This is a genomic window from Kangiella sp. TOML190, from assembly GCF_023706045.1.
Taxonomy (GTDB): domain Bacteria; phylum Pseudomonadota; class Gammaproteobacteria; order Enterobacterales; family Kangiellaceae; genus Kangiella.
In genome coordinates this window covers 2,119,559-2,132,681 of the sequence record NZ_BQYL01000001.1, presented here as the reverse complement: position 1 = coordinate 2,132,681, position 13,123 = coordinate 2,119,559, and the positions used below count along the sequence as shown (strand labels likewise).

Annotated in this window: 11 protein-coding genes and 2 tRNA genes; 9 read left to right on the top strand and 4 right to left on the bottom strand. The window is 43.1% G+C overall.

Annotated elements, in window-relative coordinates; all coding sequences use genetic code 11:
• Positions 1-133 precede the first annotated feature (133 nt).
• The 6 genes from recX to NFS34_RS10130 all read left to right on the top strand — a co-directional run bounded on the left by recX (position 134) and on the right by NFS34_RS10130 (position 5,582).
• The gene (recX, locus tag NFS34_RS10155) at positions 134-601 is read left to right on the top strand and encodes a recombination regulator RecX (protein ID WP_251359928.1); all 468 of its coding nucleotides are present in this window, start codon (positions 134-136) and stop codon (positions 599-601) included.
• 82 nt (positions 602-683) lie between these two features.
• Positions 684-3,332 carry an alanine--tRNA ligase gene (gene alaS / locus NFS34_RS10150; RefSeq protein ID WP_251360307.1) on the top strand — a complete coding sequence of 883 codons (2,649 nt, stop codon included), beginning with the start codon at positions 684-686 and terminating at the stop codon, positions 3,330-3,332.
• 151 nt (positions 3,333-3,483) lie between these two features.
• Positions 3,484-3,708, top strand: coding sequence for a carbon storage regulator CsrA (csrA, locus tag NFS34_RS10145; RefSeq protein WP_251359927.1), 225 nt, complete (start codon positions 3,484-3,486; stop codon positions 3,706-3,708).
• Between the two features lie 88 nt (positions 3,709-3,796).
• Positions 3,797-3,887: transfer RNA gene (locus NFS34_RS10140), tRNA-Ser, on the top strand.
• A 246-nt stretch (positions 3,888-4,133) separates the two neighbouring features.
• Positions 4,134-4,210 (top strand) — tRNA-Arg (locus tag NFS34_RS10135).
• A gap of 565 nt (positions 4,211-4,775) precedes the next feature.
• Positions 4,776-5,582 carry an ion transporter gene (locus tag NFS34_RS10130; protein WP_251359926.1) on the top strand — a complete coding sequence of 269 codons (807 nt, stop codon included), beginning with the start codon at positions 4,776-4,778 and terminating at the stop codon, positions 5,580-5,582.
• A 38-nt stretch (positions 5,583-5,620) separates the two neighbouring features.
• Here the strand turns inward: NFS34_RS10130 and NFS34_RS10125 are convergent, their stop codons facing one another.
• Positions 5,621-6,190 carry a tRNA-(ms[2]io[6]A)-hydroxylase gene (locus NFS34_RS10125; RefSeq protein ID WP_251359925.1) on the bottom strand — a complete coding sequence of 190 codons (570 nt, stop codon included), beginning with the start codon at positions 6,188-6,190 and terminating at the stop codon, positions 5,621-5,623.
• A gap of 135 nt (positions 6,191-6,325) precedes the next feature.
• On the opposite strand from NFS34_RS10125, the gene NFS34_RS10120 reads away from it, so the two are divergent.
• The 3 genes from NFS34_RS10120 (at position 6,326) to NFS34_RS10110 (ending at position 8,220) form a co-directional block, all read left to right on the top strand.
• On the top strand, positions 6,326-6,637 hold the full coding sequence (locus NFS34_RS10120; RefSeq protein ID WP_251359924.1) for a YeaC family protein: 312 nt from the start codon (positions 6,326-6,328) through the stop codon (positions 6,635-6,637).
• Positions 6,638-6,655: 18 nt separating this feature from the next.
• Positions 6,656-7,924, top strand: a complete 1,269-nt coding sequence (locus NFS34_RS10115; RefSeq protein ID WP_251359923.1) for an alanine dehydrogenase — start codon at positions 6,656-6,658, stop codon at positions 7,922-7,924.
• A gap of 83 nt (positions 7,925-8,007) precedes the next feature.
• Entirely contained in the window at positions 8,008-8,220 is a 213-nt protein-coding gene (locus NFS34_RS10110; RefSeq protein ID WP_251359922.1) for a hypothetical protein, read from the top strand.
• Between the two features lie 2 nt (positions 8,221-8,222).
• Here NFS34_RS10110 and NFS34_RS10105 read toward each other — a convergent pair whose 3' ends face one another.
• The 3 genes from NFS34_RS10105 to sppA form a co-directional block, all read right to left on the bottom strand.
• Positions 8,223-9,644: an OprD family outer membrane porin gene (locus NFS34_RS10105; protein ID WP_251359921.1), complete on the bottom strand. Its 1,422-nt coding sequence runs from the start codon at positions 9,642-9,644 to the stop codon at positions 8,223-8,225.
• Positions 9,645-9,839: 195 nt separating this feature from the next.
• A complete protein-coding gene (gene ansA / locus NFS34_RS10100; RefSeq protein ID WP_251359920.1) occupies positions 9,840-10,856 on the bottom strand; it encodes an asparaginase in 1,017 nt (338 codons plus the stop codon).
• Positions 10,857-11,005: 149 nt separating this feature from the next.
• On the bottom strand, positions 11,006-12,877 hold the full coding sequence (sppA, locus tag NFS34_RS10095) for a signal peptide peptidase SppA (RefSeq protein ID WP_251359919.1): 1,872 nt from the start codon (positions 12,875-12,877) through the stop codon (positions 11,006-11,008).
• Positions 12,878-13,123: the final 246 nt, after the last annotated feature.

Below are 13,123 nucleotides of genomic sequence, written 5' to 3'. Positions count from 1 at the left end.
CCATAAAGAGGTTGCGTAGCTATGTCAAAGAGCCAGCAATAGGCTTTGCGTATGGTACATTTCTAGCCAAGCCTTATGAGATCAATTACAATCTTGCTTGAAATATAATTCTTTTAAATGTTTTCTCACAAATATGGCCTTTAAGAAAGCTCCGCGAGATCACAAGCATATTGCGATGGATTTGTTAGCGCGCCGGGAACATTCCCGGCGTGAGCTTATTAATAAGCTGAAAATTCGTGGCTTTGAAGGCGAAGAAGTTGAAGCATATCTTGATCGATTAGCCGAGCGAGGGCTGCAATCGGATGATAAGTTTGCTGAATCCTATGTGCGAATGCGCAGTGGTGCTGGCTATGGTAAGAGACGAATTAGCCAAGAATTGCAGCAAAAGGGCATTGCAGAATCCAAAATCAGCCAAATATATGAAGAATTGGCGCTTGATTGGTATCAAATAGCTTTAGAAATCTGGCAAAAGAAATATAATCAGCAGCCAGGTAAGGATCTGAAACTTAAGGCAAAACAAAGCCGATTTTTACAATATCGAGGTTTTGACTTCGACATCATAAACTGGGTATTTAGCCAAGAGCCTGACGAAGGCTTGTGAGCAGATAACATTTTAAGCAAAATCAAATAGATAGAAACTAAAGTTAAAGTAGTAGGATGATAGTGTGAGCCAACAAAATTGTATGACAACGAACCAAATTCGTGATGCTTTCTTAAAATACTTTGAATCAAAAAACCATCAAGTGGTGGATTCGAGTCCCTTGGTACCAGCCAATGATCCTACTTTATTGTTCACCAATGCGGGAATGGTGCAATTTAAAGATTGCTTCTTAGGTACTGACAAACGCAGCTATAGCCGCGCAACTAGCTCCCAGCGCTGTGTTCGTGCTGGTGGAAAGCACAACGACCTTGAAAACGTGGGTTATACCGCGCGCCACCATACTTTTTTCGAAATGTTAGGCAATTTTTCGTTTGGTGACTACTTTAAACAAGATGCGATTAACTATTGCTGGGAGTTCTTAACGGAAGTTTTGAAACTGCCTAAAGAAAAACTTTGGGTCACGGTATACGAAGAGGATCAAGAAGCCTATGAAATTTGGTCGAAGGAGCTAGGTTTTCCCGAAAACCGCATAAGCCGTATTGGCGATAATAAAGGTGCGCGTTACGCATCTGACAATTTCTGGGCGATGGGCGACACAGGTCCTTGTGGTCCTTGTACTGAGGTGTTTTACGATCATGGCGAGCATATTTGGGGTGGCCCTCCAGGAACGCCAGAAGAGGACGGCGATCGTTTTATCGAAATCTGGAATCTGGTCTTTATGCAATATAACCGCCATAAGGACGGCACTATGGAGCCGCTACCAAAACCGTCGGTGGATACGGGGATGGGCTTGGAGCGAATTGCGGCCATTATGCAAAACGTTCATAGCAACTATGAAATCGATATTTTCCAAAATCTGATTAAAGCGACCGCGGATTTGTTAGGCGTTAATGATCTTGATAATAAATCTTTGCGCGTGATCGCCGATCATATTCGTTCTTGCGCCTTTATGGTGCTTGATGGGGTCGTGCCGTCGAATGAAGGGCGCGGCTATGTTCTGCGCCGGATTGTACGCCGTGCTATTCGTCATGGTCATCAGTTGGGTGCTGGCTCTGAAGGGGAAAGAACAGCGTTTTTTGCCGATTTAGTAAAGCCATTAGCGCAAGAGATGGCTCAGGCTTATCCAGAGCTTAATGAGCAATACGATTTTATTGTAAAAGTTTTAGCCAAAGAAGAAGCGGCTTTTGCAAAGACGTTAGATCGCGGCATGGCGATTTTAGAAACGGATATTGCCGAAAGGTCAGAGCAAGCAGACTCTTCGAGAGTGATCCCTGGTGAAACCGTATTTAAACTTTACGATACCTTCGGCTTTCCCAAAGACTTGACGGCGGATATTGCGCGAGAAAAAGGATTGGAAATTGATTGGGATGGTTTTGAAAAGGCGATGCAGGCGCAGCGCGAAAAAGCGCGTGCTGCCAGTAATTTTGGCGTTGACTACAACGATAGTTTATCGATTGATGAGCAGTCGGAATTTACCGGCTATGACCATTTAACGCAAAGCTCGCTAGTGACCAAGCTTTTAAAAGAGGATACAGAAGTTACTGAGATTCTGCATGGCGATAAAGCCATTGTGATCTTAAAAAACACCCCATTTTACGCCGAGTCAGGCGGACAAGTGGGCGATAAAGGTCGTTTGTTCGACAAAAGCGCTAACTTTATTGTCGAAGACACCCAAAAGTTGGGCGAAGCGATTGCGCATATTGGTTATTTGCAATCCGGTACTATTTCCAGCGGCGCTGAGTTAACTGCCGAGGTCGATGGTAAGTTACGCCAAGATACTATGCGCAACCATTCGGCAACCCACCTAATGCACGCCGCTTTACGTGAATTGTTAGGCTCGCACGTACAGCAGAAGGGCTCTTTGGTGGAGCCGGACAAGCTGCGTTTTGATTTTTCCCATACTGAGGCGGTAACTGCTGCAGAGTTGCATCAGATCGAAAGCTTGGTTAATCAAAAAATCTATGAAAATCATCCGGTTGAGGTCGAATTAACTGATATGGACAGCGCCAAAGAGCAGGGTGCTATGGCCTTATTTGGTGAGAAATACGGCGATGAGGTTCGGGTTTTGAGCATGTCGCCATTCTCGGTTGAGCTGTGCGGGGGAACCCATGTAGAGCGAACTGGCGATATTGGACCTTTTAAAATCACTTCCGAAGCGGGTATTGCCGCAGGCGTGCGCCGAATTGAAGCGGTAACCGGCGAGGGCGCAGTGGCTTGGATGCAATCGAGCGAAGCCGCTTTGCAGGCTATTGGTGCTTTACTTAAGTCAGATCCGAATCATGCGGCGGATAAAGTGTCGCAACTGATGGATAAAAGCCGTCAATTGGAAAAGACCATTGAGCAATTGCAGTCGAAATTGGCCTCATCGCAAGGTAGCGACTTAGCATCGCAAGCGGTTTTAGTGGGTGAAACTAAGATATTGGTCTCAAAACTTGAAGGTGTTGAGGCAAAATCGCTAAGAGAAATCCAAGATCAGTTGAAAAATAAGCTGGGAAGCTCCATTCTAGTATTAGCTGTAGCAAAGGGTGACAGGGTTAGTCTTATTGCTGGTGTCAGTAAAGATTTGACGGCAAAGGTCAAAGCTGGCGAACTAGTGAATATGGTGGCACAGCAGGTTGGTGGTAAAGGTGGTGGTCGCCCCGATATGGCGCAAGCTGGTGGCAAAGACGCTGCTGCCTTACCGGCCGCTTTAGACTCAGTATTGCCCTGGGTTAAAGAAAAGTTAGTTTAATTGCAATATTTTCTAGTCATATTTGCATTAAATTGTTAAAATTATTGACACTGGTGTAACCAGTTTGATTTGTAGATAATTTTTTTTGTGGAAAATGGAATAAATATTATTTTTTTGTAGTAGATAGTAGAGAATTTTTTAGGAGAATTTTATGTTAATTCTTACTCGCCGTGTTGGCGAAACTTTGATGATCGGTGACGAAATCACCGTGACAGTTCTAGGCGTGAAGGGCAATCAAGTACGCATTGGTATTAATGCACCTAAGGAAGTGGCGGTGCATCGTGAAGAAATCTATATGAGAATTCAGCACGAAAAGAATGCTCAGAAATATGGAGAGCAACCTGCATTCGTCCCTAACGACGAGTACAATTATTAATCTTCAGTAGTTCGGAAAAAGTCATAAAAAATCGTGATTTAGATATTGCATTATCTTCTGAATAAGGTAATATCTCGCTCGCGATTTAGGTGAAGTGGCCGAGCGGCTGAAGGCGCTCCCCTGCTAAGGGAGTATACCCTAATCCGGTATCGAGGGTTCGAATCCCTCCTTCACCGCCATTATCGCGAAAATGGCTAAGGCTATTCGAGCGATATGCAAAAAGACGGTATTAAATCCTTAGATTCGATAAAATTGTCAGCAGCAATTTTTGATAAGCCAAAGGGTCGCCCGGAAGGGTAAAATACGAAATATTTTCAATACCTCTTTAAATCGTTTAAGGTATTTTACGCCATTAAAAACAGTCAAAATCTTTTTCAAAAGTTAATTGACTTCTTTTAAACTGGTGGCATAATACCGCCCACAACGCGCATGTAGCTCAGCTGGATAGAGTACCTGGCTACGAACCAGGCGGTCGGAGGTTCGACTCCTTCCATGCGCGCCATATTGAAGAAACCCGCTTTAGCGGGTTTTTTTATGCTCGCTATTTTTAGAGTCGAACCAGAGACTGTCGGGAGTCGTTTCGACAAATGCGTAGTATTTAAATGTTGGAGCAAAGCGATGACAGCACTTGAGGATGAGACGTAGCGGAATACTCCTTCGTCAGAATTTGCTCCTGCAATTCTGACATTCCCGCCATCTCTGGCGGTCACATGCACGCAATTCTTAAGTCGAACTGCAGATTATAGAGCTTGTTGCTAATGGTCTACAGATGGAATCTTCGTTTATCGCCACATTTGCACTTAGTCAACCCAGAGCCATCATCTCTATAGCTCTTGCAAGTATTGCACATGGTGCAAGCGCCTTTTCCTGTGAGTTCAGGCTGTTTATCTGAGGTCTGATTCTCTTTTTTTGGATTATCGTTCGACATCTTAATTCCTTTTTAAAGTGACTGGAATTATTAGACTATAACGCGATTTAAGCAAAATCAAGCTAGGTGCTTTACTCAAGCTGGTCAATAGGTTAGTTTACCGCCAAAAGTTTATTCTGAATTTACTAGAGCTGGATTTATGCAAACTAAAATTGCCAAGTTCGTAAACAGCAAATTTTTCGAACACTTTATTATTGCTGTTATTTTAATAAGCGCGGTTTTGATCGGTATAGAAACAATCAAAGGTTTAAGTGAGCAGCAACAGCAATGGATTGTGTGGGGTAATCGAATTATCCTTAGCATTTTTGTGGTTGAAGCGGCCTTGAAAATTTACGCCGTTGCCCCGCAGTTCAAGCGCTATTTTGGTGATGGTTGGAATCTGTTTGATTTTTCCATTGTGGTGTTCTCGCTGATCCCCTTTACCGGTCAATTTGCCATGATTGGGCGTTTATTACGCTTACTCAGGGTTGCTCGCTTGGTCTCGGCTTTGCCAGAATTACGGTTGATAGTTAGCACTCTGCTAAAAACCATTCCTTCGATGATCCACGTCGTCTTGCTAATGGCGGTGCTTTTCTACATTTATGGAGTTGCGGGTTATCATTTCTTTCATCAAACCAATCCGGACTTTTGGGGCTCTTTAGGAACTTCGTTACTAACCTTGTTTCGAGTGGTGACCTTGGAAGGCTGGACTCAAGTGATGTATTTGGATTTAGCTGATCATCAATGGGCTTGGCTCTACTATGTGAGCTTTATTGTGGTTGGCACTTTTATTATAGTTAATTTATTTATTGCTTTGGTTATCAATAATTTAGATGAAGTGAAGCAGCAAAAGGCGGTATTGGAACGAACCGAAAAGACGGAACAGGATATTCTGGCAAACATCGTCGTTATTCGTGAAAAGCTGCAAGAGTTGGAAAAGGATCTACATCCGAGCGTCCGCAAATAGTTATAAAGAGTGGTAAGTCGTGGTGTTTATTAAAGAAATTAATGCAATTGAGGCAGCGCTGGCAATTGTTCAATAATAGCAGCTTCGGCTATTAGTAGTTGCTCAAGGCGACTGGTTACATCGACTCGCTGAGCGTACTGGTGAGCAAGATTTAAAAATAATTCATAGTGCTTGGCTTCGCTGCGGGTTATGACTTGATAAAACCGCTTTAGTTTGCCTTCTGGCAAAGCCTGCGCAATCAGCCCAAAGCGCTCATGGCCGCGCCTTTCGACAATGGCGGCGACTAGCAAACGATCAATTAAATATTGCTCGCGACCTTGTCCGATCAATTGTTTTAATTGATTGATATAGGGATCTTTAACATCAGCAGCCAATTCAATACCTTGTTTCTCCATTATGGCGTAGACTTGCTTAAAGTGATTCAGCTCTTCAAGCGCCAGATCCATCATCGCCTTAATCAGCTCTGGCTTGTCCGGATAGTGAGAAATAAAAGATAGGGCCATACCTGAGGCTTTCTTCTCGCAAGAGGCGTGATCTTGTAGAAAACGATCAAAATCGGACAGTACCGCGGCTAGCCATGCTTGGGATGATTTAATTTTAAGTTGCATACGACTTTTTATTTAAGCTTAACTAGGCGTTAAAGCAGCAATGATAACAGACCTAGTTGGGCTGTAAACTGGCATATTGCTGCAAAATCAAGCATAATTGCGCTCCTTAAAACGGCCATTGGGAGTTGCTAGATCGTGGACTATTCCAAACTTATTGATTCGCTCACGCCGGAAATGATTGAACGCTTTTCCGAAGCTGTAGCAACTGGCAAGTGGCCTGATGGTAACCCCTTGTCTGAGCAGCAAAAAGAGTCGTGTATCCAAGCAATCATGCTATACAAAGCGCGTTTTTCTGATAGCCACGATGAGCCTTTTAGTGTCACAAAGGAAGGTCAGCTGGTCACAGGCAAGAAAATCCGCAGCGAGTTTCAAGGCCTATCGGCAAATGATAAACGAAACCTTGGCGACAGCATCGAGATCAAGACGCAAACCGACAAAGATCAATAAATTAAGCAGAGAACTGGCATGTTAAAAACCATTATTCGCAAAGAGCATAAAAATCAATGGGAAAAACGAGCGCCGCTGACACCGGAAGCCGTAAAAACATTGACCGAAAGGGGTTTAGAGATTGAGCTAGAGCCTTGTGAGATTCGTATTTTTTCAGATGAGGAGTATCAACAAGCTGGTGCCAAATACCCAGCGCAACCTGAACAGGCTGAGTTTGTTTTAGGGATCAAAGAGCCTCCAGTAGATTCTATTCAGCATAAACAGGTTCATCTGGCTTTTTCGCATACCATCAAAGGCCAAGATTACAATATGCCGTTACTGCAAAAGTTTATCGATGAGCAGGCAACCTTGCTTGATTATGAACCGATTGTTGATCCAGCGACTGGACAAAGAACCATTGCTTTTGGTCGTTATGCTGGAATTGCTGGCGCGGTGGATAGTTTTCATGTGTTAGGACAAAAGCTAGCACAAGAAGGCTTAGCAACGCCTTTGTCACACTTAAAAATGACTCATCATTATGGCACAGTCGAGCAATTAAAAGCCAATTTAGGCGAGTACGATTTACAGCAGGGTGAACCGATCCGTGCTTTAGTAGTGGGAACTGGTAAAGTGGGTAAAGGCTCAATAGAAGTGTGTCAGTGGTTAGGCTTGCCACAAGTTTCCGCGGAAGATTTTTTAGCTGGTAATTTACCCAAAGGCAGCTTCTTTGCGGTACTTTCTTCACGTCATATCAATAAGCGTAAAGATGGTGCAGGCTCTTATCGAGAGTTTGATATGAACGACTTTGTAGAAAAGGGCATCGAAGCTTACGAAAGCTCTTTTGATCGAGTCTTGGGGCAATTTAATATTTTGCTGCAAACGCCGTATTGGGAAGAAAAATACCCTAAGCATTTGGATAAGGCGCGCATGATTGCGCACAAAGATAAGTTGCCATTAGTGGTTGGCGATATCTCTTGTGATATCAACGGTAGCTTAGAGTGCACCACTAAGGCTTCGGATATTGATAATCCGGCGTTCACCTATAATGTTGATACTGATAGTTCAAAAGATGGCATTTCATGGGATGGCATTACCGTGATGTCGATTGACAATTTGCCTTGTGAATTGCCCATTGATGCTTCGAATGATTTCTCAGCGGCGCTGAAAACCTATGCGCCGCAGATTATGGCGATGGATTTATCCAAATCCTTCGAAGAGTGCGGCTTGCCAGAGGATCTAAAAGAAGCAGTAATTACCTATAAAGGCGAGTTAACCCCTAAATATCAGTATTTAGCAGAATTTTTATAGCAGGCTGTAAACCTAAAACTTCCCAGTTCGTTAGTAGAGATAGCGTTACTACGCATTGTGAATTACGAACTATGGAGTTATTAATGAAATTAGCTGTTATTAGTGTTCTGGCGCTAGCAATTAGTGGCTGTCACTATCATCACGGACATCATACTCATTCGACTGCCAAAGCGGTGGTACATACCGCCGCTCATCTAGATGCGCAGCATCAGCATACCAATATTATCGTGGTAAAAAAGCCAGCAAAGCGTAAAAAGTGTTGGAAACACGCAGGACATTGGCACTGTAATCGCTAAACCTAATCGAGTAGTTCGAAGCTATAATTGACGATAAACCGAAAGTCGAACAGATCATTGCCGCCAAGACCATCTTCTTGATTCAAGTAGGCTAAGCGAGTTCGAAAAGACAACCGATCCCATTTGCCAGTATTTAATCGGTAGTCAAAGGTGAGGTTATATTCGGTTTGATCGGGGCTGGCCTGCGGGCCAGAATCGGGAGTGTTGCCTTTAACGATGTTTGCAAAAGTACTCAATCTACCAGGACCAATTTGGCCAAAATTATGACTCACGCCAAGTAAAAAAGCATTTTCTCCCGCACGATCAAAATCTTCTATGATTACTGACAAATAATTGGTGGAACTACCGTAGGGTTTTTGGATCCCTTGTTCATCGGCGGTGGTACTAAAGGCCGCTCGATAACGGGTATTATTGTGATGTAACTGAACTTTTGCGGCAAATAGGTGGGTATCGAAATCACCAATATAGGATTTTCCAACATCGTTTTGCTGGGTAAATTGAAAGTCAGTGCTGATATCAAAGTTCGGTCCTAGTTGATATTTTTTTTCAGCTTTAATGAAAAAAGTATTGAAAGCATCCTTGTTAAATAGGTCAATAACGGATATTTCCCAGTCTCTAAATTTGTCATATTTTACCCCCAGCATACTAAGGCCAGTTTCTGACTCTTCTATGCCGATAGCTTCGGAAATATCGATAAATTTATCTTCGGTTTTGTATTTAACTTTTTCAACATAACCCGCGATCCAAGCTAAGCCATCCACCGCAGTTGAGGTATCGCCGACCGCGATTGCTTGATAAATCCTTGGGACCATGCGCGAATCGCTACTGCCTAAATAAGGTAATTCAAAGCGTTGCCTACCGATGCGCATACCAATATTTTCGTAAAAGCGAATAGTGGCTTGCAGTTCGCCTATCACCGAATAGCTTTCTTGACCTGGCTGTAATAAGTCTGTGCCATCTTTACCTGAGGGCGCATAGACTTTTTGTGAGGTATAGCCCGTTACTCCGATTTGCAAGTGATCCGCGACCCAGCCTGAACGAAAGGCGACTGAACCACCAAAAGCCAAGGCTTCGCTATCTCTAGAGCTGTCGCGACCACGGTTAAGGTAGTAGAGACGTGGGCTGACTATCAGTGATGCTTGTTGCCAAAAAGGGGCATCATTTTGTTGGTCGATGTCTATCGTCGAAACCGTATGCTCCTGATCGGGTTCGTGGTCATCATCATGGTGCGGATCGTCGGTGGCATTGGCTTTAGACTTTTGCCTATTAATCTTAGAAGTATTCGTTTGAGAAGTGTTAGCTTCGGAGCTTGAAGGTTTAGAGCTTGTTGAAGATTCAGAGCTGGAGGACTCAGAGCCTTGCACAGGACTGTTTACGATTACAAGCAATAGTATGGTTAGAAGTGGCTTGCTAATATTAACCATGATCGAGCTCCCTTAATCTTTCATCAACCTTATTCCAATCTATAATTTAAACTAGCGTCAAGTAAACTAGAAAAATAAACCCTACTAGTTACATTAATCCTGAAACTGTGGATATTCAAGTGATATCTTTTGCTAGTAGATCAGATGAGTTTTAATCTACTAAAGATTAGAAGGAAAGATTTTGCGCGATGGGCGTTAAGGTGTTAATTCGCCGCGAAGACTGGTAACCATTTTTTCACGAATGAGATCAACTGCTAGATCACGACTAAACAGGTAATAGAGCTTTGCCAGAGCGGCTTCAGTGGTCATATCAAAGCCTGAAATTACACCCGCATCGAGTAAAACCTTGCCCGTTTCATAAGTTTCCATTTGCACGCAGCCCTGCATGCACTGAGTGCAATTGACAATAACCATACCTTTATCGCATGCCTTCTTAATGGCTTTGATCAGCGGTTTATTATTGATAGGAGCATTGCCCATTCCATAGCTTTGTAAAACCACGCCGTCGAGATTGGCTTGAGCTAAAAAGTCCTCTACAAACTCGGCAGAAATTCCTGGAAATAATGTCAATATAGCAATCTTAGGAGCGCTAAATTGTTGTACATTTAACTCGGCTCGGTGCTGTTTAAAAATCAAATGTTTTCGCACTTTAATTTTACTGCCGATACTGGCAATGGGTGGCACATTTGGCGAGCTAAAGGCAGCAAAACCATCGGCATCGGTTTTAGTGCAGCGATTGCCACGATGCAGGTGATCATGAAAAAACAAACAAACTTCAGGGATCGGGTAATGCGCCGCTAAATAAATAGCATTAATAATATTATCGCGGGCATCAGTTCGCAGTTGGGTTAAGGGAATTTGCGAGCCGGTGATGATTACGGGTTTTTGCAAGCCCTCTAGCATAAAGGATAGTGCCGAAGCGGTGTAGGCCATGGTATCGGTACCGTGTAGTACTACAAAGCCATCATAGTCGTTGTAATTTTTTTCAATATCTTTAGCAATCAAATGCCAATCTTGTGGCGACATATTGGCAGAGTCGATCGGCTCGGCATAGTCGTGGATGGTAATTTGCGGCATTTGGTCATGGGCAAATTCTGGAAAGCTGGCCAACGTTTTTTCCAGAAAACCTTCTTGCGGCACAAAACCTTTCTCGCTAGGCATCATGCCGATAGTGCCGCCAGTATATGCAATATAAACTTTTTTAGTTGCCATGAAGTTGATCGCTAAATTAAAGTTGTTGAAATTTAATAACTGGTGAAAGTATAGCGGTAATGCGCAGATTTACAAAGCCAATAAAGAGGCAATAACCAAGCATTAAAAAAGGCGACTTAAAGCCGCCTCTTGGTAAAACCCTAGTGTTACTAGTCGATCTCACACATACAGTGGATGTAAGCATGATTAGGATCGTTAAAGCCGCTAAAACCGTCAATGATTTGTTTCACTTCTTGCGTTAGTGCTTGTAGCACTGGATTACTGTTTTGGTTGTTACCTAATGCTTGCAGTGAGCTGCTAATTTCAGCACTATCTAAAAATTGTTTCATTAAGACTTCTTTTTCAGATAATTCGCGCTTGATAAAAACAGTATCATAACTATCAATATTCGCTAACTTGGCTGCGCCTTTAATAGCATCGTTAAGATCGCCAAGCTCATCGACTAAACCTAAACGCTTAGCATCAATGCCTGACCAAACACGGCCTTGAGCAATTTGATTCACTTCTTCTACGGTCATGTCACGACCGCGGGCTACTAGTGATAAAAATTCGTCATAACCGTTGTTGATGATCTCTTGAATCACTTCGCCTACTTCTGGCTTAATATCGGTTAAAGGATCAATTGCATTTGCAAATTTAGTAGTTCCCACACCATCGCTGAAAATACCAATTTTGTTGGCTGGCTGTTGGAAGGTTGGGATCATCCCAAAAATACCAATAGAACCGGTAATAGTGGTTGGTTGTGCCCAAATTTCATCAGCAGTTGCTGAGATCCAGTAGCCACCTGATGCGGCATAGCCGCCCATAGAAGCTACCACAACTTTACCTTCGTTCTGCGCTCGCTCAAGTTCAGCACGAATGACTTCTGAAGCAAAAGCGCTGCCGCCAGGGCTATCAACGCGCAAAACAATGGCTTTTACTTTATCGTTCATTCGAGCCTTACGAATAAGTTTTGCAGTGCTGTCGCCACCAATGGTGCCTTCTTTGCGGATTCCATCTTCGATACCGCCTTTAGCTACGATCACCGCAACTTGATTCTCAGCTGTTGAAGGAAGCTCAACCAGAGGTCGTTTGGCTTTTAAATAACTGTGGAAATGAATTTGCTTGAACGAAGTTTTCTTTTCATTCATGCCTACTAATTCGATCATATACTGACGTAAATCGCCACGGCTCATAAGCTTGTCCACAAAGCCATGCTCGAGCGCTAATTTACCGGTGTCACCATTAAGATCTTTTAATAGTTGAGGGAAGTTTTCGATGTAATTATCTAGCTTCGCTTCTTGCATGCCGCGCGATTGAGCGATCTCACTTTTCATCGCCGACCAAAGATCGCCTAACCATTCGATATTAGCTTCTTTAGCAGCATCTGACATAGAGTCGCGGAAGTAAGGTTCCATCGCTGACTTAAAGGTACCAACGCGGAATAGGTTGATCTTAACGCCGATATTATCAATCAAGCTTTTGTAGTAAGTTCGATAGCGACCCATTCCCTCAAGCATCATCATGCCTTGTGGGTTCATATAAATTTCATCCGCCATCGAAGCCAGATAATACTGAGACTGCGAATAGTTGTCGGCACTGGCGATAATCTTTTTACCGCTGGTTTTGAAGTCGGCCAAAGCCTTGCGAACATCTTGGTATTTAGAAATACCGCCATAGGCACCTTGTAAGCCATTGGTAGCTAGGAATAACACTTGAATTTTATCGTCGTCTTTGGCGTAGTTGATAGCATCAACTAGATCAGCAACTTTGGTTTCGATAATTTGGCTACCTTGCGCCTCGTTTATGATCTCTTGGATCGGATCGGTGTAGGTAAGTTGCTCTTGCAAGATGCCTTTAGGCGCTAACACTAGGGCAGCACCCTTGTCATATTTTGGTAGTTCCGGGCCAGAAACGCATCCGCGAACCATAAATATAAGCAAAGTAATTGCAATCAGACCGATCAATAAACGGCCAGCAACGTCGACGGTTTTCCAAATTCGATAGAAAAATTTACCGATAAAAGAACTGGGTTGAGCCACAATGGTATCCTTCTTTTCATTTATTAAAAACTTATAGATTGGTGATTGTTAATCAGACCAATCCAAAATACGCCTATATTAAACCATAGGAATGTTAATACTTCATTTCCTAAAGCCACAAAACCCATGCATTTTGTAATCAAATATTTCATCGTCTAAGCTTCCTCACTTGCAAAAGTCGGGATTCCGCTTGCGAGCCACTGGTTATACCAGTAAACTCGGGTGAATAATCGGCTATAGCAAAGA

Coding starts and splice junctions, on each gene's coding strand:
- NFS34_RS10130 (WP_251359926.1), top strand. CDS start 4,776: ATGCAAACTAAAATTGCCAAGTTCGTAAACAGCAAATTTTTCGAACAC.
- csrA (WP_251359927.1), top strand. CDS start 3,484: ATGTTAATTCTTACTCGCCGTGTTGGCGAAACTTTGATGATCGGTGAC.
- ansA (WP_251359920.1), bottom strand. CDS start 10,856: ATGGCAACTAAAAAAGTTTATATTGCATATACTGGCGGCACTATCGGC.
- NFS34_RS10105 (WP_251359921.1), bottom strand. CDS start 9,644: ATGGTTAATATTAGCAAGCCACTTCTAACCATACTATTGCTTGTAATC.
- NFS34_RS10110 (WP_251359922.1), top strand. CDS start 8,008: ATGAAATTAGCTGTTATTAGTGTTCTGGCGCTAGCAATTAGTGGCTGT.
- alaS (WP_251360307.1), top strand. CDS start 684: ATGACAACGAACCAAATTCGTGATGCTTTCTTAAAATACTTTGAATCA.
- recX (WP_251359928.1), top strand. CDS start 134: ATGGCCTTTAAGAAAGCTCCGCGAGATCACAAGCATATTGCGATGGAT.
- NFS34_RS10115 (WP_251359923.1), top strand. CDS start 6,656: ATGTTAAAAACCATTATTCGCAAAGAGCATAAAAATCAATGGGAAAAA.
- NFS34_RS10125 (WP_251359925.1), bottom strand. CDS start 6,190: ATGCAACTTAAAATTAAATCATCCCAAGCATGGCTAGCCGCGGTACTG.